The organism is Mycolicibacterium neworleansense (assembly GCF_001245615.1).
Lineage (GTDB): Bacteria > Actinomycetota > Actinomycetes > Mycobacteriales > Mycobacteriaceae > Mycobacterium > Mycobacterium neworleansense.
The window spans coordinates 643,294-661,009 of record NZ_CWKH01000002.1 but is presented as its reverse complement, the minus strand read 5'-3'; the positions used below and the strand labels follow the sequence as shown (position 1 = coordinate 661,009).

The window sequence follows — 17,716 nt, the reverse complement described above, 5'->3', positions numbered from 1 at the left end:
GGGGCGACCCAGCTTCTAAATTCTCGGCAAATTCGGCCGTACTTTTCTCTGGTTTGAGGGGTACCCGAGGCGTACGATCGAGCCTACGACGGGTTCGGGAGTGACTGATCCAAAGAGTCGGTACAGGGGTGAAAGACCGGCTGCGTGAGACGAATTGGAACGCCCCCAAGTGTCCTCCCGAACCCGCCCTTTTTGTCTGATTGCCCGCCACTTCTGGTTTCGGGCGGCCCGCGCTCCGCATAGCGTGGTGGCATGCAGATCAGCCTCATCGCCTCACTGAGTGAAACCGGCGGCCGCTCTCCGATCGACGCCACCGTTGAGAACCTTGCGCAACTGCGCGACGAGGGATTCCGGCGGGTCTGGATGACGCAGATGCCCTACGAGCCGGATCTGCTGACCGTGCTGGCGGTGGCGTTCCGTGAGGTCGACGGGATCGAGGTGGGAACCGGTGTCATCCCGATTCAGAACCAGCACCCGATGCTGCTGGCGCAGCGCGCGCTCACGCTCAGCCTGATCAGTGGCGGCCGGTTCCTGCTCGGCCTCGGTATGACGCACGCGGCGGTGACCGAGGGCATGTGGGGCATCCCGTGGGACAAGCCGGTCCGCCGCCTGCGGGAATATCTGGACGGCCTGCAGCCGCTGCTGGCCGGCGAGCCCGCTGACGCGCCGGGGGAGACGGTCACCACCCGCGGCGCACTCCAGATCCCGGGTGCGTCGGCCCCTGATGTGTACATCGCCGCGCTGGGCCCGCAGCTGCTCAAGCTCGCCGGCCGACGCACCGCCGGCACCGTCACCTGGATGACCGGCCCGACCACGCTGGCCGAGCATGTCGCCCCGACGCTGCGGGAGGCCGCCGGGGACCGCCCGGTCCGCGTCGTCGCCGCGCTTCCGGTCAGTGTCACCGATGACGTCGACGGCGCCCGTGCCCAGGCCGCCAAGCAGTTCGCGATGTACGGGCACCTGCCGTCCTATCGGGCCATGCTCGACAGGGAGGGATATGCCGGCCCCGAGGATGCCGCGATCATCGGCGACGAAAGCACTGTGGCAGAACGTATCCGGTCCCTCGGAGCCGTCGGCGTCGACGAATATGTCGGGGTGGTGTTCGACGCGTCACCTGAAACCAGGGCTCGCACCAGGACACTGCTGCGCTCCCTCGACAGCTGACGGTGTGGCCAGCCACACCGTCAATTGGCCGGACAGCACCATCGCCCGGTGCCGACGGGTCCGGCAACGATGATGAGCGTGACCACCACCGCTATCGCACCCACCTCGACATCCCAGGACCGGCGCGCGACGTTGCGCACTCCGTTCACCGCGGCGGCCTGCCGGGGCTATCTCTATTTCCTGCTGGTGAGCGTTCTCGCTCTGGTCGGTGTCGTCTACCTCTTCGTGACCGGCCTGACCTCGGGGCTGTTGCTCGTGACCCTGGTCGGCATACCGCTGCTGGCGCTCGTGGTGCTGTCGGGTCGACGGTGGAACGCGCTGTACCGGGCCCTGGCCCGGCTGGTCGGCGTCGCGATCGACCCACCGGCACCCTTTACCCGGCAGGCGAGTTGGCCCCACACCGTGGCCGCCGCGCTGACAGACGGTGTCGGTTGGCGCAGCCTGGGATTCCTTCTCCTGCAGAGCGTCGTGATGACACCGCTCGGTTACGGGGTGGTGCTGGGAGTCGCGATGTCGGCGGTCCTGGTGGTCTCCCCGGTGATCTGGGCGGTCACGGGGGAAGCGATCGTCAGCTTCGGTGAACCCGTGGACTCGCTGGGCACCTACCTGCTGCTGTCGGCGGGTGGACTGCTCGCGCTGTATCTGTTGGCATGGGTCATGCTCGGACTCGGGCGTGCCCATGTGTGGTTGGCCGGCGCACTGCTGGCGCCGACCGGCCGTGAACGGCGGGTCGGCGAACTGGAGCAGGCTCGGGCCGATGTGGTCGACGATTCGGCAGCGACCCTGCGCCGCGTCGAGCGGGACCTGCATGACGGAACCCAAGCCAGGCTCATCGCGGTGGCGATGACGCTGGCGCGGGCCGAGGAACAACTGGCCGACCCCGACAAAGCCGGGCCCGCCCGGCAACTGGTCTCCGACGCACTGGCCAACACCAAGGACACCCTGGCCGAGTTGCGTGATCTGGTCCGCGGAATCCGTCCGCCCGCATTAGATCTCGGCCTCGTGCCGGCGGTGCAGACATTGGTGGCGCGCAACCCGATTCCGGTCGAACTGGTCGGTGAGGTCACCGTGCGTCCCTCGCTGGGTGTGGAGACGCTGGCGTACTTCTGCGTGGCGGAGTTGTTGGCCAACGTGTCCCGGCACTCCGGCGCTACTCAAGCCACGGTGCGGCTGCACGGCGATGCCGATGGGCTGCGGATCACTGTGGTGGACAACGGTTCCGGTGGCGTGCAGCCGGCCAACGGCTCGGGGTTGACGGGGCTGGCCGATCGATTGCGGATGGTCGACGGGCGTCTCGACATCGACAGTCCGGCCGGTGGGCCCACCACGATCACCGTCGTCGTTCCGTCGGGAACGCAACGATGACCCGGTTGGCGATCGCCGAGGACAACGCGATCCTGCGTGACGGTCTGACTCAGTTGCTCGTCGAGCGTGGGCACGACGTCGTGGCCAAGGTGGGCATGGCCGACCAGATACGGGAGATCGCCGAGACGCTGCGGCCGGAAGTGTTCGTCATCGATATCCGCATGCCGCCCACCTTCACCGACGAGGGACTTGTCGAGGCGGTCTCGTTGCGGCGCTCGCACCCCGATGTCGGTGTCCTGGTGTTCTCGCAGTGGGTGGAAACCCGCTATGCCGCTGAGCTTTTGGCCGGCAACCCGGAAGGGGTCGGCTATCTGCTGAAGGACCGCGTGGCCGACATCGGTGAGTTCGACGCCGCGGTGCGGCGTGTGGCGGCCGGGGGCACCGCGCTCGATCCCGAAGTGGTGCGCCAATTGATGGGTACCCGCCGCAGCGGCGATGCACTGGCCCGGCTGACGCCGCGCGAACGCGAGGTTCTCGCCCTGATGGCCGAGGGGCACTCGAACAGCGCCCTGGCCGAACACCTCTCGGTCTCTGAACGCGCCGTGGAGAAACATATCGGCAGCATCTTCACCAAGCTCGATCTGCCGCCGTCGACGGCCCATCACCGCCGTGTGCTCGCGGTCGTCACCTATCTGAACTCCTAAGCAGCGGGATGAATGTCGCCGATCTGGCGGTTGCAGACCTTGTTGACGCATCACCAAGGAAACGGAGGCCGCGGTGCCCGCAACACCACCACCGGCGGACAGCCCGAGCATTCTCGTCATCGGGGCAGGAGAGCTCGGCGCCAGTGTGTTGTCCGCTCTCACCCGTCATGTCGCAGGTCATCCAGGTGCCGCAAAAATCGCGGTGCTGTTGCGGCCACCGGCGGATGCCGATGCGAAAGGCGATGCGCGCAGCAAGGAGCTGACCGAGGCGGGTGTCACCATCGAACATGCCGACGTCGCGACGGCGTCGGTGGCCGAGCTTGCGGCCATAATGGGGCGCCACCACACGGTCATCAGTTGTGTTGGTTTCGCGGCCGGACCGGGCACACAGCGCAAACTCGCGCAATCGGCCCTCACGGCCGGCGTATCGCGATTCTTCCCATGGCAATTCGGCGTCGACTACGACGAAATAGGCCGCGGTAGCGCGCAGGCGCTGTTCGATGAGCAACTCGACGTACGCGATCTGTTGCGCAACCAGGACACCACGGAGTGGGTCATCGTCTCCACCGGCATGTTCACCAGCTTCCTGTTCGAACCCGAGTTCGGCGTCGTGGATCTGCCTGCCGATACCGTGCGTGCGCTGGGAAGCTGGGACAACCGAGTCACCCTCACCACACCCGAAGACATCGGCGCACTCACTGCCGACATCGTCTTCGCCGAACCTCGCATTCGCGACACCGTCGTCTATCTCGCCGGCGACACCATCAGCTACCGCGAACTCGCCGATATCGTCGACCGGGTCCGTGCGACCTCGGTCACCCGAACATTGTGGACCACTGACTTCCTGGCCGACCAGCTACGGCAGCGTCCCGCCGACACGATGAGCAAGTACCGGGCGGTGTTCGCCCGCACCAATGGTGTTGCCTGGCCGAAGGACCAGTCGTACAACGCTGTTCGCGGCATCAACACCACGACCGCCGAGGAATGGGCCCGAGCGAACCTGGTGTGAGACCCGGCGGCTAGCTCGATGTGGTTGCCCCTGCCCCTGCGCCAGCCTCTGGCTCCGGATCGAGCAGTCGACGTACCGACGTCCGAGATCCGTACGGGCGCAGCATCCGACTGGCCGGGCGTGGCCGCACGATCTGTGGCCACCAGAACCACCGGCCGAGCAGGGCCGCGATGGACGGTGTCATGAACGACCGCACGATCAGGGTGTCGAAGAGCAGGCCGAGTCCGATCGTCGTGCCGATCTGTCCGAGGACGATGAGGTCGCTGAAGATGAACGAGGACATGGTGGCGGCGAACACCAGGCCGGCCGCGGTCACCACCCGGCCGGTACCGGCCATGGCGCGGATGACGCCGGTCTTGAGCCCGGCCCCGATCTCTTCCTGGAACCGGGATATCAACAGCAGGTTGTAGTCGGCGCCCACCGCCAGCAGCAGGATGATGGCCAGCGCCAGCACGATCCAATACAACTGGATGCCGAAGATGTACTGCCACACCAGGACCGACAGGCCGAACGACGCACCCAACGACAGCACCACCGTCCCGACGATGACCATCGCGGCAACCAGGCTGCGGGTGATGAACATCATGATGAGCAGGATGAGGCTGATCGCGGCCAGTGCGGCGATGAGCAGGTCGTATTTGGCGCCGTCCTGGATGTCCTTGTACGCCGAGGCGGTTCCGGCGACGTAGATCTTGGCGTCCGACAGGGGAGTGGCCTTGATCGCGTCGAACGCGGAGTCCTTGAGGGCGTCGATGTGTGAGATGCCTTCTGGCGTAGCGGGAGTGCCCTCATGCGTGATGATCATGCGGGCGGCCTTGCCGTCGGGTGAGAGGAACAGTTTCAGGCCGCGTTTGAAGTCGGGGTTGTCGAAGGCCTCCGGCGGCAGATAGAACGAGTCGTCGTTCTTGGCGGAGTCGAAGGCCTGCCCCATGGCGGTCGCATTCTGCAGCGCTTCCTCGGACTGCGAGTTGGTCCCGGCCGTGGTGGCGTAGTTGGACAGGGTCAGGTCACGGTTTCGCTCCTGGATGGCGATCTGCGGCGGGAGCAGTGCCACCAGTTTCGGTTGCAGCGCATCGAGCTTGTCCAGGCTCGCGGTGATCTGTCCGAACTGGTCACTGAGTTTGTCGATGCCGTCGAGGGCGTCGAACACCGATCGCAGCGCCGCGCACATGGGGATGTCGAAGCAGTGCGGTTCCCAGTAGAAGTAGTTGCGCAGCGGCCGGAACTGGTCGTCGAAGTTGGCGATCTTGTCGCGCAGGTCGTTCACGATCGCGACGGTGTCGTGGAAAGCCTGGGTCTGCTCATGGGTGGCGGCAGCACTGGCCTGTTGCAGCGCGACCTGCTGCTTGAGGATGTTGATGGTGTTCGACAGCTCGTTGGCCTGCTTGAGCAGATCGGCGGCCCGGTCCTGCTGGTAGCCCAGGTTCATGATCTGGCTGGCGCTCTGCGCACTGATCTGAAACGGGATGGAGCTGTGCTTGATCGGTGTGCCCAGCGGCCGGGTGATCGACTGGACCAGGGCGATGCCGCGGGTGTGCAGAACGGCCTTGGCGACGCGTTCGAGCACCAGCATGTCCGCGGGGTTGCGCATGTCGTGATCGGTCTCGATCATCAGCAGCTCGGGGTTCAGCCTGGCTTCGGAGAAGTGGCGGGTGGCGGCGGTGTAGCCGATGTTGGCCGGTGCCGATTCCGGGAGGTAGGGCCGGCCGTCGTAGCTGGTCTTGTAGCCCGGCAGGGCGAGCAGGCCGACGAGCGCGATCAGGCACGACACCACCAGGATGGGACCGGGCCACCGCACGATCGCGGTGCCGATGCGGCGCCATCGCGGTGCGCGTGGATTGCGTTTCGGCTCAAGGAGTCCGAAGCGGCTGCCGATGGTCAGCACCGCGGGTCCCAGCGTCAGCGCGGCGACCAGTGTCACGAGCACGCCGATGGCGGCGGGTACGCCCAGCGTCTGGAAGTAGGGCAGCCGGGTGAAGTGCAGGCAGGCAACGGCTCCGGCGATGGTCAGCCCGGAACCGACGATGACGTGCACGGTGCCGCGAAACATGTCGTGATACGCGGCTTCTCGGTCCATGCCGCGGCTACGTGCTTCGTGATAGCGGCCGACGATGAAGATGCCGTAGTCCGTGCCCGCGGCGATCGCCAACAGCGTCAGCAGGTTCGTCGAATAGGTGGACAGGCCGATGACCCCGGAGTGCGCGAGCGCGGCGACGATGCCACGTGCGGCGGCCAGTTCGATGAGGACCGTCACGAGCATGAGCAGCATCGTGATCAGCGATCGGTAGACCACGAGCAGCATCACCGCGATGACCAAGAAGGTTATGCCGGTGACCTTTTCGGTTCCCTCGCTACCGACCTCGAAGTTGTCGGTGATCAGTGGTGCGGCGCCGGTGACGTAGGCCTTGACCCCGGGCGGTGGCGGGACGCTCGCCACGATCTCGCGGATGGCGTCGACGGATTGGTTCGACAGCGCTTCGCCCTGGTTGCCGGCCAGATACACCTGAACCAGAGCGGCTTTGCCGTCCTTGCTCTGGGAGCCGCCTGCGGTGAGCGGATCTCCCCAGAAATCCTGAATGTGCTCGACGTGTTTGGTGTCCTCGGCCAGCCGCTTCACGAGCGTGTCGTAGAAGCGGTGGGCGTCGTCGCCGAGCGGCTGATCGCCTTCCAGCACGATCATGGCCGCACTGTCGGAGTTGAACTCGTCGAAGACCTGGCCGATGTGGCGCATGGCCATGGTCGACGGGGCGTCGGGTGCGTTCAATCCGACCGAGCGGGCGGCGCCGACGACTTCCAGTTGTGGCACAAGGATATTCGTCAGCGCGGCGATGGCGACCCACAGCAGCACGATCGGCACCGCGAGCAGGCGGATGGTTCGCGCTGTCCTGGAACCTTCGGCAGGCTCGGGGCTGTGGGCGTTCATGCGGACTTGTCCAAGCAGGCGATGTAACCGTTCACGTTGTCGGTGGACCTTTCGTCCTTGACCACACCATTGACTGTGATGCGGCACCCGATGTACTCGCCGTCGCCTTGTGCGCGCAGGTCGGCGAACAGTGTCGGGTCATCCGTGACGAGCGTTTGTGACCACGGCAGCGTCACGTCCTCGGCCCGTTGTGGCTGGGCGTCGATGTCCAGGTAGTTGACCGTCGCGGTCGAACCGGGCGATCCGAACACTTCGAACAGGACTCGCTTGGGGTTGTATCCGGTGTTCTCCAGGGTGTCGGCGCTGGGCCGTGACACCTCGTTGTCGGAACCGAATATGCCGTGCAGCCGACTGACGGTGAAGGCGACGACGGCCACCACGAGCACGGCCACGATCACCGTCCAGCGCCGCCTGACCAGGCTGCCTACCGAGATCCCCTGCATCTCAGAGCCTTTCGACAACGGGTGCGGTGCACCTTGAGGCGAGAGTCTTTGGCCGTGCAAAAGCGTTCTGAACGGTACCGTACGGTACTATCGTGGACCGGGCAATAGTTGTCGACAGCTCGGCCGCTTTCTACGAAAGGTCTGTCCGCGTGCCTTCCGCCTCCACCCGTGACGTCTCACCGCCGGCCGCGCAGTGGACCGAGCGGGAGGCTGAGCTGTTGGCGGTGACCCTGCGGTTGCTGCAGCAGCACGGGTACGACCGGTTGACGGTGGAAGCCGTGGCGACCGAAGCCAAGTCCAGCAAGGCCACCATCTACCGCCGGTGGCCGTCGAAGACCGAGCTGGTCCTGGCGGCCTTCATCGAAGGCACACGGGTTCAGCTGGTTCCGCCCCGCACCGGTTCATTACGCACCGACCTGCTGACCATCGGCGCCTCGGTATGCAACCAGGCGCGTGAGCACGGCAGCACGATGAGCGCGATCATGAGCGAGATCGCGCACAGCCCGGAATTGAGTGCGGCCCTGCAGCGGCAGTTCGTGCTGCAACGCAAGAAACTGATGGCCGACGTGCTGGCCGAGGCGGTGGAGCGGGGCGAGATCGATGCGGCCGCGATTCACGATGAACTGTGGGACGTGATGCCGGGGTATCTGGTGTTCCGGTCCCTGATTCCCGGGCGCCCACCGACCGAGGCGACAGTGCGCGCCTTGGTGGACGACGTCTTGATGCCGAGTCTGACGAGGTTCTGAACTCCGGTCAGCGGCGGCGCCACCACCACAGAAGCCCGACCGCCGCGAGCACGGCGACCACGGCAGCCACCGGCACCGCGGGCCTGGACTTCGCGGCGTCGGTCGCGGCATGGGCCCGATCGAGAACGGCCGCCTTGGTCTCGGCGGCCTTGTCCTGTGCGCGGCCCTTGACGTCGAGCTTGTCGGACAGTGCGGCCACCGTCTCGCCCAGCTCGCTTCGCGTCTTGTCGATATCGGACTGGAGTTCGTCGATCCCGGCGTCCGGCCCCGGTTCGGGCGGAAGACGGTCAGCGCTGGCCATGTCGTGCCTCCTTGATCTCCTCGAGGTCGTGCTTGACGCTGTCGACCGACTCGGTGGCCGGTGGCGGAACCTGCCGGACCTGGTTGCGGCTGACGAGTGCGGCTATCCCGGCGCAGACAAACAGCACCGCGGCGACGATGACCGCGGCGGCCCAGACCGGAAGGGCCAGTGAGATTGCCGCCACCGCGGCCGCCACGACTGTCATCAGGCCGAGCACGGCGAGCAGGCCGGCGGCACTGATCAGGCCGGCGCCGATTCCGGCGTGGCGGGCGGACTCTTGGAACTCTCGCTGGGCCAGCCGCAACTCGTCGCGCACGAGCCGTGTCGTCTGCTCCTGAAGCTGGCCGAGGAGCTGCGCGGTGGACGTGTCATGGATGGATTTCGGTTCGGTAGTCATCGGTGGGCCTTTCCCCAGGCGTACTACTGCTCTCACAGCAGTGCCCGACGCGGGGCCGGGCAAAACCTAGAGCCGTCACATGCCCCGTTAAACCGGTCGTTTTCGGGGTATCCGCACTGTCAGCCCGGGCTTTTTCTTTCAGGGCGGTTGACGATGCAAGGAGGATCCGTGAGCCGACGCTCGAAGATGTTGTACATGCCGCTGTCGATGGCGACGAGTGTGGGCGGAGGCCTGTTGGCCGGCGCGTTGTTCACCCAGATCTGGAAGCGCCTCGACGAGCCGAACCGGGAGCCGCCCGATCCGAAGGATCTCGAACGGTCCACCGCCAAAGCTCTGACAGCAGCAGCCATCCAGGGATTGGTGTTCGGTTTGGTCCGCGCCGCCGTCGACCGCGCGGGAGCCAAGGGCTACCGAGCGCTGGCCCATGAATCGCCGGTCTGAGCGGACGGGTTATCCGGACGGCCGGCCGACGATCTTGCGTAGCCGCGTGCCGGTCGGATAGTCCAAGACCATGGGCTCACCGTCGTCGCCCGCAGGCTCTGAGGTCAGTACGACTCGTGGTTGCTCGCCGGTGGTGAGCTTGTTGCGCAGCTCGACTTTCGCCACGCGGAAGACGTGAGCGCGCGGGTCGTCGTCACCCGACATCGACAGGGTGTCTCCGGCGCGGACATGTTCCACTTCAACGCTTTCGACGCGCTCGGTCATCGGGCCCAGGTCCGTCGACTCGTTGCGCGGGCGCGGCTGAGGGCGACGTGGTGCGGCCCGTCGCAGCCCGCCACCGGGGTGAGCGGCTCGGTGCGGCGTCCCTCGACGCGGTTGATGTGCCGGCTGAGCGCGCGTTTCTGCTGCTTGGTCAGTGAGCGGTCGCGGTGGGTCAGGAGATCCAATTGGCGCCAGCTCAGCCCGTCGAGTTCACCGTCGGCGTCGTGAGTGGCGACGACGACACATCCGCGAAGCAAAGGAACCGTCTTGGGAGTGAATGCTGTGGTGGCCAGCAGGAGTTCGGTTGCCTTACGGTTCACCTGGCGCTGACATGAGTGCGTCGACGGGCTGAACCAGAAGTCGAACTGCCGATCGGCAGAGGTCAGGCAGTGCAGTCCGTGGTCGTGGACCAGCTGATCGATGTCGGCGGTGGTGTAGGCCTGGGTTTCATAGATGGCGCCATTGACGCTGAAATACAGGACGGTGTTCATGGTGGTGTTCCATTCGCCTCTTTCTGTTTCAAAGCGGTCGCAGGGATTGCTCCGCTGATGCAGAAGTTACCCATGTGGCAAATGGGATAAACCTTCATAACGATCGGAACACTATGCCCGCGCATTCAGGCCGTTGAGTGCCCAGATGGTCAGATAGGCCAATCCGAAGAACGCGGCGACGGCTACCGCCACGCCCGTCGACTGCACGTAGGACAGCGGTGAGCGCACCCAGTCCAGCGTCGCGGCGACGACCGCATCGGGCCGCGTCACCAGGTCCCAGGAGTTCCAGCGCTGGAACCGGCCGATGACCACCCCGACCGCGCACAGCGCGACGGACAGTACGACGGCCAGCCAGCCCCAGAATGAGCCGAACTCATCCTCCAGACGCTGATGTACCAGCAGCAGTGACACCACGCCCAGGAGGATCCCGGTCCATGCCGCGAACCCGTACTGCAGGACATGCCGCCACAATTCGTAGCCCTCGCCGAGGTGGACCAGGTCGGTCACCAGATAGGGCGCATTCGGCAGGAACGCCAGCCAGCCGGCCCCCAGCGGCACCAGCCACAGCCGGCGCTCGACCAGATCGAAGGCGACCGCGAAGATCATCGGGATCCACGCCAGCACCAGATTCCAGATCAGGAACTTGGTTGGGTACGACATCGGTGCGGCCGGATCGGTGATTCCCAGAGCGAGGGTCAGCGCTGTCGTCGCCATCAGTGAGACGACCAGCAAGATGCCGCGGGCTTCGGTCATGCGTTCAGTCTGTCATCCGCCGAATGTCGGCTCGTGTCCCATATTTCGGCCGAACGTGAGACACAACCCAACGTTGGGCGCTGGTCATCGCTCTACCAGCGCTGGCGTAGCCGGTCGCGGTAAGACCGCCCGTCGGGGTCGTAGACGGCGCGGTACACCGGTTTGGCCCATGCCTGGGTGAGCCGGCCGAGACGCTCGGGTTGATGCGGCCGGAGGCGCCCGGGCGGGCGCGGGCCGGTCCGCCCGCCGTCGTGCCAGGCCTGCAGCGCCTGCGCCGACGCCGTGACGGCCTCGACCGCTGCCGCCGGATCGATCAGGCCGACGTCGTCGTCGGCGAGGTCGAGATGTTCGGCGAGCAGCCCCAGCCGGAGATTGCGGGCGAACACCCGTGCGCCATCACCGCGGCCCGCTGGGTCACGGGGTTCACGTTGGTCGCGGGTGTCGTCGAGTACTGCGCACGACAACTCGGTGTCGTGCGTCCAGGACCGCCGGTTGAAGTTGTCGCTGCCCACGCAGGCCCAGACATCATCGATCACACACACTTTCGCGTGTACGTAAACCGGTGTCCCCATGTGGTTTTCGATATCGAAGATATGTACCCGCCGAGGGGCTGCGGCGCGGCAGGTCTCAATGGCCTGCTGGCGGCCCACCTGGTTGGGCGGCAGGGCCAAGCGGCCATCGACATCGGGGTGTCGCGGCACGACCGCGATCAGGTGCAGGTCAGGGTTGTTCGCCAACGCGTCGGCGAACAACTGCGAAACTTGCTTGGACCACAGGTACTGGTCTTCGAGGTAGATCAGGCTCCTGGCCCGCTGCACGGCTTTCGTGTAGCCACGTGCCACGCTGCGCTCGCCGCGCGGGGCAAACGCGTACTCGAAGTGGGCATCGGGATAGGTCCGCAGTACTTGCACCGCCTGTCGGCCGCACGGTGGGGGATCGGGCGGCTGCGGTGGCAATGTGCCGGCGCTCAGGTCGGAGTGGCGAAGTTTGTCGGCGATCCACGCGATCGGCGACAGCATGTCCAACGGTGCCGGGTCGGTCCAGCGCTCCCGGAACGTGAAGTCCAGCGAGCCGACCGCCGGTCCCTGGATGCGCAGCTGGACGTCGTGCCACGGTGGGTGTTCGCCGTACTGGCGGGCCATCCGCATCGGCTGTGGGTCCCCGTGATGGTCGGCGTCGTCGCGGCGCGAGTGGCACAGGTCGATACCGCCGGCGAAGGCGACGTCGCGTTCGGGTGCGCCGGGATGGCGCAGCACGACGAGCTTTTGGTGATGGGAACCGCCGATGCGCACCCGTTGGTCGAGCAGCACCTCCCCACCCGCTGCCTCGATCACGTCACCGAGATGCCGGTTCTCCTCCTCGCTGTAGGCGAATCGGTCCAGGTGCGAGCGCCACATCAGGCCCTTGACCACGACACCTCGTTCTGCAGCCTGGCAGAACAGCTGGGCGATGGTAGGTCCGTCGTCGCGCATCCGTTCGTCGGGGTCACCGCGCCAGTCGGTGAAGAACAGATGGTCGCCTCGGCGCATCTCGGTCACCTCGGCGGCCAGCCGATCGAAGTAGGTCGCGCCGTGGATCAGCGGTTCGACCCGGTTGCCGGCGCACCAGTCCGGCAACGCGGTGTCCGGATTGCCGCGTTCCTCCGTCGTGAGGAACCAATTCGTCAACTCTGCGGGCACCGTCCGGGAATACCCGTTGGCGGTCGCCTCTTCACCCGGTGCATCAAAGACGAACGCCCCCGGGGTGACCCGGGGGCGTTCGACTTCGTGGTTCTTAGAACGCGGCCTCGTCGAGCTCCATCACCTCGTTGTCGATGGTCTCGATGACCTGACGGGTGCTGGTGAGCAGCGGCAGCATGTTCTTGGCGAAGAACGAAGCTGCGGCGATCTTGCCCTCGAGGTAGGTGCGGTCCTCACCGGTGGCGCCGGCGTCGAGCTTCTCGATCGCCACCGCGGCCTGGCGGGCCAGCAGCCAGCCGAGCAGCAGGTCGCCGACCGACAGCAGGAACCGGACCGAGCCGAGGCCCACCTTGTAGATGCTGGCGGCGTCTTCCTGAGCGGCCATCAGGTAGCCGGTCAGGCTGGCGGCCATGCCCTGGACGTCGGCCAGCGCGGTGCCGAGCAGCTCGCGCTCGGTCTTGAGGCGGCCGTTGCCGGTCTCGTTCTTGATGAACTGCTCGATCTCGCCGGCCACGAACGCCAGCGCCTGGCCCTTGTCGCGGACGATCTTGCGGAAGAAGAAGTCCTGCGCCTGGATGGCGGTGGTGCCCTCGTACAGCGAGTCGATCTTGGCGTCGCGGATGTACTGCTCGATCGGGTAGTCCTGCAGGAAGCCGGATCCACCCAGGGTCTGCAGGCTCTCGGTCAGCTTGGCGTAGGCCTGCTCCGAGCCGAAGCCCTTGACCACCGGCAGCAGCAGGTCGTTGACCTTGTGCGCGAGCTCGGGCTCGACACCGTGCAGCGCCTTGGCGACGTCCTTGTCCTGGAAGGTCGCGGTGTACAGGTACAGCGCGCGCATGCCCTCGGCGTAGGACTTCTGGGTCATCAGGCTGCGACGGACGTCGGGGTGATGCGTGATGGTGACGCGCGGGGCGGTCTTGTCCATCATCTGGGTCAGGTCGGCACCCTGCACGCGCTCCTTGGCGTACTCGAGAGCGTTGAGGTAACCGGTCGACAGGGTGGCGATGGCCTTGGTGCCCACCATCATTCGGGCCTGCTCGATGACGTCGAACATCTGCGCGATGCCGTTGTGCACCTCGCCGACCAGCCAGCCCACGGCAGGCTTGTCGTGCTGGCCGAAGGTCAGCTCACAGGTGGCCGAAACCTTCAGGCCCATCTTGTGCTCGACGTTGGTGACGTAGACGCCGTTGCGCTCGCCCAGCTCGCCGGTCTCGAAGTCGAAGAGGAACTTCGGTACGAAGAACAGCGACAGACCCTTGGTGCCGGGGCCGGCGCCCTCGGGGCGGGCCAGCACCAGGTGGAAGATGTTCTCGAACAGGTCATCGGAGTCGGCGGAGGTGATGAACCGCTTCACGCCGTCGATGTGCCAGGAGCCATCCTCCTGCTTGACGGCCTTGGTGCGGCCTGCGCCGACATCAGAACCGGCGTCGGGCTCGGTCAGCACCATGGTGGCGCCCCAGCCGCGCTCGGAGGCCAGCACGGCCCACTTCTTCTGCTCTTCAGTGGCGTTGTCGTAGAAGATCTGCGCGAAGGCGGCACCGCCGGCGTACATCCACACGGCGGGGTTGGCGCCGAGGATGTGCTCGTTGAGGGCCCACAGCAGCGCCTTGGGAGCAGGCACGCCGCCGAGGTCCTCGTAGAGGCCGACCTTGTCCCAGCCGCCGTCGATCGCAGCGCGCACCGACTTCTTGAAGGACTCGGGCAGCGTGACGGTGTGGGTCTTCGGGTCGAACACCGGCGGGTTGCGGTCACCGTCGGCGAACGACTCGGCGATCGGACCCTCGGCCAGGCGAGCCATCTCGCTGAGCATCTCGCGGGCGGTGTCCGCGTCCAGATCGCTGTAGTCACCGGCGCCTAGGGCCTTGTCGAGGCCGAAGACGTCGAACAGGTTAAAGACCTGGTCACGGACATTGCTCTTGTAGTGGCTCACTTTTCCTCCTTGTGGAATGCCACCTGAGGTTGGGTACTTTGGATAAGTTACCCACCAGTAACTGCAGCCAACTATACCGTTCGGTAACTTCAACGCAAAGAGACTCTGAGCAATTTCTGGGAGCTAACCAACCCAGCGGTTGATCGACCTCTGTACCGGCCCGCCAAAATGCCGTTGAACTGCAGTTTTGCCATATTGTGACGATCCTCACGAATACCCCACTAGGGTGGGCGGATGCGTCGAATAGCGGTGTGGGGCACGGGGAACATGGGTGCGACGGCCATCAGGTCGGCCACGGCGTTCCCGGGCCTGGAACTGGTTGCGGTCATCACGTCCTCCGAGGACAAGGCTGGTCGCGACGCCGCGACGTTCGCCAAGCTCGACGGCCTCACCGGGGTCGGCGCCACCACCGACGTGGACGCGGCGCTCGCCCAGTGCGATGCCGTGGCCTATATGTCGTCCGGCGACATCCGCCCCGAGGAGGCCCTCGCCGAGATCGAGCGGTGCCTGCGGGCAGGCAAACAGGTGGTGACACCGTCGCTGTACTCGCTCTACGACCCGGCCTCGGCACCCGCCGAGTGGGTGGAGCGGCTCACCGACGCCGCCGTTGCCGGCAACTCCGCCCTGCTGGTCAGTGGTGTCGATCCAGGCTGGGGTAATGACGCCCTCGCGGTGATCGCGGCCGGACTGTGCACCCGGATCAAGACCATCCGGTGCCAGGAGATCTTCGACTACTCCACCTACAACCAGCCGCACTCGGTGCGGGTGCTCTGCGGCTTCGGCGGCTCGATGGATGAGACGCCGATGATGTTGTTGCCCTCCATCCCGACCATGGTGTGGGGCGGCAACGTCCGGTTGATCGGCCGTGGCTTGGGCCTGGAGATCGACGACATCACCGAGACCGTCGAACGGCTGCCCCTGACCGAGTCCGTCGACAACGTCATGGGCCGGTTCGAGGCCGGCACTCAGGGCGCGTTCCGGCTCCAGGTCATCGGATGGGCCGACGGTGTCGAACGGGTGGTCATCGAACACATCACCCGCATCGATCCGGCCTGCGCGCCGGACTGGCCGCAGCCCGACGAGGGCGTCGGCGACCATCGCGTGATCGTCGACGGCGATCCGCAGCTGAGCATCGTGGTGCGCGCCGATGTGCCGGGCGGCACCCGCGCCGATGGCGGCAACACCACCGCGGCCAACCGCCTGCTCGGTGCGATCGACTGGCTGGCCACCCAGAAGCCGGGAATCTATGACGGCCTGGACGTGCCGCTGCATCCGCCGTTGCCGCCGGAGGTCGAGGCCACGCGCTGGATCTGAACGCACCGGCCGCAACGCGCTTGCTGACGCAAGCATCGGGGCGTCGCCCAAACCCAAAGTGCCACGCGATCATGCGCTGAAGCGGAACATTCCGGCATGGGGTTTCTCCGGCCGAACCTACCGGTGGTCGACGTCGCCGAGTGGAGCAAGGGCACCCACGCCGAGCGGATCGTGCCGATGGCGCGGCACATCGCCGAGAACGGTTTCGGCACACCGCTGGTGATGCCGCTGATGTACGGCGTCAAGATCGTGCTGTACGTCCTGGGTGCGTGGTTGTTCGCGTTGTCGACACGGGGAATCGACGGATTCACGAACGTCGTTTCGTGGTGGTCGGAGCCGATCGTCTTCCAGAAGGCGGTCCTCTACACGATGTTGTTCGAGGTGGTCGGACTCGGTTGCTGTTTCGGACCGATGGCAGGCCGCTACTTCCCGCCGATGGGGTCCATTCTCTACTGGCTGCGGCCGGGTACGGTCCGGCTGCCGCCGTGGCCAGACCGATTGCCATTCACCAAGGGCAACAACAGATCTCCAATTGACGCGGTGCTCTACGCCGGGCTGCTCGCGTTGTTGCTGACGGCCCTGCTGTCCGACGGAACCGGCCCGATTCCCGCGCTGAATACCACGATCGGCGTGCTGCCCTGGTGGCAGACCGTCGCGGTGCTGTCCGTCCTGGCGGTGCTCGGTCTACGGGACAAGGTGATCTTTCTGGCCGCCCGCGGTGAGGTGTACGCGCCGCTGGCATTGGTGTTCCTGTTCACCGGGGCCGACATCGTCGTCGGCGCCAAGGCGGTCTTCTTGGTCATCTGGCTCGGCGCGGCGACCAGCAAGCTCAACGCGCACTTCCCATTCGTGATCTCGACGATGCTGGCCAACAACCCGTTCGTCCCGCCCGGGTTCCTGAAGCGCTCGATGTTCAAGCGGTATCCGGACGACCTGCGACCCAGTCGGACCGCGGACTTCATCGCTCACTTCTCGACGGCGGTGGAAGGCCTGGTTCCGCTGGTTCTGTTCTTCTCCCACGGCGGCTGGCCCACCGCGATCGCGGCGTTCGTGATGGTGGTGTTCCACCTGAACATCCTGCTGTCGTTCCCGATGGGCGTGCCGCTGGAATGGAACGTCTTCATGATCTTCGGCGTCCTGTGGCTGTTCGTCGGCCATGCCCACATCGGGCTGTCCGGCCTGGGCAACCCGTGGCCGGTGGCTATTGTCTTCGTCCTGCTCGCGGGCCTCGTGATATTCGGAAACCTGTTCCCGCGCAAGGTTTCCTTCCTGCCGGGCATGCGGTATTACGCCGGCAACTGGGATACCACCGTGTGGTGTGTGAAGCCGTCGGCCGACGAGAAGTTGCGGACCGGATCGCGAGCGCTCGGCCCGATGTATCACCTGCAACTGCAACGGTTGTACGGTGACGACGAATCGCGCCAGATCGTCACGTATCTCGGATACGCCTTCCGCGGCATGAACACCCACGGCCGCGCACTTTTCACCTTGACGCACCGAGCGATGGCCGACCAGGACGAGGCCGACTACAACCTGTGCGAGGGCGAGCAGGTCTGCGCGATGCTGCTCGGCTGGAACTTCGGTGACGGCCACATGCACAACGAGTGCCTGATCGAGGCGATGCAGCAACGGTGCGGATTCGAACCGGGAGAGGTCCGCGTGGTGATCCTGGACTCGCAGCCGATTCACGTCAAGCGCCAGGAGTACCGGCTCGTCGACGCAGCCACCGGTGAGTTCGAACGTGGCTACGTCGACGTCGACGACATGGTGGTCAGCCAGCCGTGGGCTGATGACCTACCGGTGCACGTCGAGCGCGGGGCGGCCGCCGGCATGTCCTGAGGTTCAACGTTTTCCT

17 protein-coding genes are annotated in these 17,716 nt (G+C 65.9%); 8 read left to right on the top strand and 9 right to left on the bottom strand.

Annotated features, from left to right (window positions below):
* Window positions 1-252: 252 nt before the first annotated feature.
* The 4 genes from BN2156_RS18850 to BN2156_RS18835 all read left to right on the top strand — a co-directional run bounded on the left by BN2156_RS18850 (window position 253) and on the right by BN2156_RS18835 (window position 4,182).
* Window positions 253-1,164 (top strand): TIGR03564 family F420-dependent LLM class oxidoreductase, encoded by a 912-nt coding sequence (locus BN2156_RS18850; RefSeq protein WP_090516509.1) that lies wholly within the window; start codon window positions 253-255, stop codon window positions 1,162-1,164.
* Window positions 1,165-1,236: 72 nt separating this feature from the next.
* A complete protein-coding gene (locus tag BN2156_RS18845) occupies window positions 1,237-2,529 on the top strand; it encodes a sensor histidine kinase (RefSeq protein ID WP_235625472.1) in 1,293 nt (430 codons plus the stop codon).
* Window positions 2,526-3,173: a LuxR C-terminal-related transcriptional regulator gene (locus BN2156_RS18840; protein WP_090516507.1), complete on the top strand. Its 648-nt coding sequence runs from the start codon at window positions 2,526-2,528 to the stop codon at window positions 3,171-3,173. The genes BN2156_RS18845 and BN2156_RS18840 overlap by 4 nt, the downstream gene beginning before the upstream one ends.
* Before the next feature lie 73 nt (window positions 3,174-3,246).
* Entirely contained in the window at window positions 3,247-4,182 is a 936-nt protein-coding gene (locus BN2156_RS18835; RefSeq protein WP_090516506.1) for an aromatic alcohol reductase, read from the top strand.
* A 10-nt stretch (window positions 4,183-4,192) separates the two neighbouring features.
* On the opposite strand, the gene BN2156_RS18830 is transcribed toward BN2156_RS18835, so the two are convergent.
* Entirely contained in the window at window positions 4,193-7,105 is a 2,913-nt protein-coding gene (locus BN2156_RS18830) for an MMPL/RND family transporter (RefSeq protein WP_090516505.1), read from the bottom strand.
* Window positions 7,102-7,548, bottom strand: coding sequence for an MmpS family transport accessory protein (locus BN2156_RS18825; RefSeq protein ID WP_090516504.1), 447 nt, complete (start codon window positions 7,546-7,548; stop codon window positions 7,102-7,104). Before BN2156_RS18825 ends, BN2156_RS18830 begins: the two co-directional genes overlap by 4 nt.
* A gap of 149 nt (window positions 7,549-7,697) precedes the next feature.
* Between BN2156_RS18825 and BN2156_RS18820 the strand changes: the two genes are divergently transcribed.
* Window positions 7,698-8,294 (top strand): TetR/AcrR family transcriptional regulator, encoded by a 597-nt coding sequence (locus BN2156_RS18820; protein WP_090516503.1) that lies wholly within the window; start codon window positions 7,698-7,700, stop codon window positions 8,292-8,294.
* Window positions 8,295-8,301: 7 nt separating this feature from the next.
* On the opposite strand, the gene BN2156_RS18815 is transcribed toward BN2156_RS18820, so the two are convergent.
* Together BN2156_RS18815 and BN2156_RS18810 are read right to left on the bottom strand one after the other, a co-directional pair.
* Complete coding sequence (locus BN2156_RS18815) at window positions 8,302-8,595, bottom strand: DUF3618 domain-containing protein (RefSeq protein ID WP_090516502.1); 294 nt, start codon at window positions 8,593-8,595, stop codon at window positions 8,302-8,304.
* The gene (locus BN2156_RS18810) at window positions 8,582-8,992 is read right to left on the bottom strand and encodes a phage holin family protein (RefSeq protein WP_090516501.1); all 411 of its coding nucleotides are present in this window, start codon (window positions 8,990-8,992) and stop codon (window positions 8,582-8,584) included. Before BN2156_RS18810 ends, BN2156_RS18815 begins: the two co-directional genes overlap by 14 nt.
* Before the next feature lie 186 nt (window positions 8,993-9,178).
* Between BN2156_RS18810 and BN2156_RS18805 the strand changes: the two genes are divergently transcribed.
* On the top strand, window positions 9,179-9,433 hold the full coding sequence (locus BN2156_RS18805; protein ID WP_090516500.1) for a DUF4235 domain-containing protein: 255 nt from the start codon (window positions 9,179-9,181) through the stop codon (window positions 9,431-9,433).
* Window positions 9,434-9,442: 9 nt separating this feature from the next.
* On the opposite strand, the gene BN2156_RS18800 is transcribed toward BN2156_RS18805, so the two are convergent.
* The 5 genes from BN2156_RS18800 to BN2156_RS18780 form a co-directional block, all read right to left on the bottom strand.
* Window positions 9,443-9,697, bottom strand: a complete 255-nt coding sequence (locus BN2156_RS18800; RefSeq protein ID WP_090516499.1) for a hypothetical protein — start codon at window positions 9,695-9,697, stop codon at window positions 9,443-9,445.
* The gene (locus BN2156_RS18795; protein WP_090516498.1) at window positions 9,694-10,185 is read right to left on the bottom strand and encodes a hypothetical protein; all 492 of its coding nucleotides are present in this window, start codon (window positions 10,183-10,185) and stop codon (window positions 9,694-9,696) included. Before BN2156_RS18795 ends, BN2156_RS18800 begins: the two co-directional genes overlap by 4 nt.
* Window positions 10,186-10,296: 111 nt before the next feature.
* Complete coding sequence (locus BN2156_RS18790) at window positions 10,297-10,938, bottom strand: DUF1361 domain-containing protein (protein WP_090516497.1); 642 nt, start codon at window positions 10,936-10,938, stop codon at window positions 10,297-10,299.
* Window positions 10,939-11,030: 92 nt separating this feature from the next.
* Window positions 11,031-12,617 (bottom strand): phospholipase D family protein, encoded by a 1,587-nt coding sequence (locus BN2156_RS18785; protein WP_090516496.1) that lies wholly within the window; start codon window positions 12,615-12,617, stop codon window positions 11,031-11,033.
* A 94-nt stretch (window positions 12,618-12,711) separates the two neighbouring features.
* Window positions 12,712-14,547 carry an acyl-CoA dehydrogenase gene (locus BN2156_RS18780; protein WP_090516495.1) on the bottom strand — a complete coding sequence of 612 codons (1,836 nt, stop codon included), beginning with the start codon at window positions 14,545-14,547 and terminating at the stop codon, window positions 12,712-12,714.
* Window positions 14,548-14,781: 234 nt separating this feature from the next.
* On the opposite strand from BN2156_RS18780, the gene BN2156_RS18775 reads away from it, so the two are divergent.
* Together BN2156_RS18775 and BN2156_RS18770 are read left to right on the top strand one after the other, a co-directional pair.
* Window positions 14,782-15,861 (top strand): NAD(P)H-dependent amine dehydrogenase family protein, encoded by a 1,080-nt coding sequence (locus tag BN2156_RS18775; protein ID WP_090516494.1) that lies wholly within the window; start codon window positions 14,782-14,784, stop codon window positions 15,859-15,861.
* A 96-nt stretch (window positions 15,862-15,957) separates the two neighbouring features.
* Window positions 15,958-17,700, top strand: coding sequence for a DUF3556 domain-containing protein (locus tag BN2156_RS18770; protein ID WP_090516493.1), 1,743 nt, complete (start codon window positions 15,958-15,960; stop codon window positions 17,698-17,700).
* Window positions 17,701-17,716: the final 16 nt, after the last annotated feature.

Coding starts and splice junctions, on each gene's coding strand:
- BN2156_RS18825 (WP_090516504.1), bottom strand. CDS start 7,548: ATGCAGGGGATCTCGGTAGGCAGCCTGGTCAGGCGGCGCTGGACGGTG.
- BN2156_RS18845 (WP_235625472.1), top strand. CDS start 1,237: ATGAGCGTGACCACCACCGCTATCGCACCCACCTCGACATCCCAGGAC.
- BN2156_RS18795 (WP_090516498.1), bottom strand. CDS start 10,185: ATGAACACCGTCCTGTATTTCAGCGTCAATGGCGCCATCTATGAAACC.
- BN2156_RS18830 (WP_090516505.1), bottom strand. CDS start 7,105: ATGAACGCCCACAGCCCCGAGCCTGCCGAAGGTTCCAGGACAGCGCGA.
- BN2156_RS18850 (WP_090516509.1), top strand. CDS start 253: ATGCAGATCAGCCTCATCGCCTCACTGAGTGAAACCGGCGGCCGCTCT.
- BN2156_RS18800 (WP_090516499.1), bottom strand. CDS start 9,697: ATGACCGAGCGCGTCGAAAGCGTTGAAGTGGAACATGTCCGCGCCGGA.
- BN2156_RS18775 (WP_090516494.1), top strand. CDS start 14,782: ATGCGTCGAATAGCGGTGTGGGGCACGGGGAACATGGGTGCGACGGCC.
- BN2156_RS18840 (WP_090516507.1), top strand. CDS start 2,526: ATGACCCGGTTGGCGATCGCCGAGGACAACGCGATCCTGCGTGACGGT.
- BN2156_RS18805 (WP_090516500.1), top strand. CDS start 9,179: ATGTTGTACATGCCGCTGTCGATGGCGACGAGTGTGGGCGGAGGCCTG.
- BN2156_RS18790 (WP_090516497.1), bottom strand. CDS start 10,938: ATGACCGAAGCCCGCGGCATCTTGCTGGTCGTCTCACTGATGGCGACG.
- BN2156_RS18815 (WP_090516502.1), bottom strand. CDS start 8,595: ATGGCCAGCGCTGACCGTCTTCCGCCCGAACCGGGGCCGGACGCCGGG.
- BN2156_RS18810 (WP_090516501.1), bottom strand. CDS start 8,992: ATGACTACCGAACCGAAATCCATCCATGACACGTCCACCGCGCAGCTC.
- BN2156_RS18770 (WP_090516493.1), top strand. CDS start 15,958: ATGGGGTTTCTCCGGCCGAACCTACCGGTGGTCGACGTCGCCGAGTGG.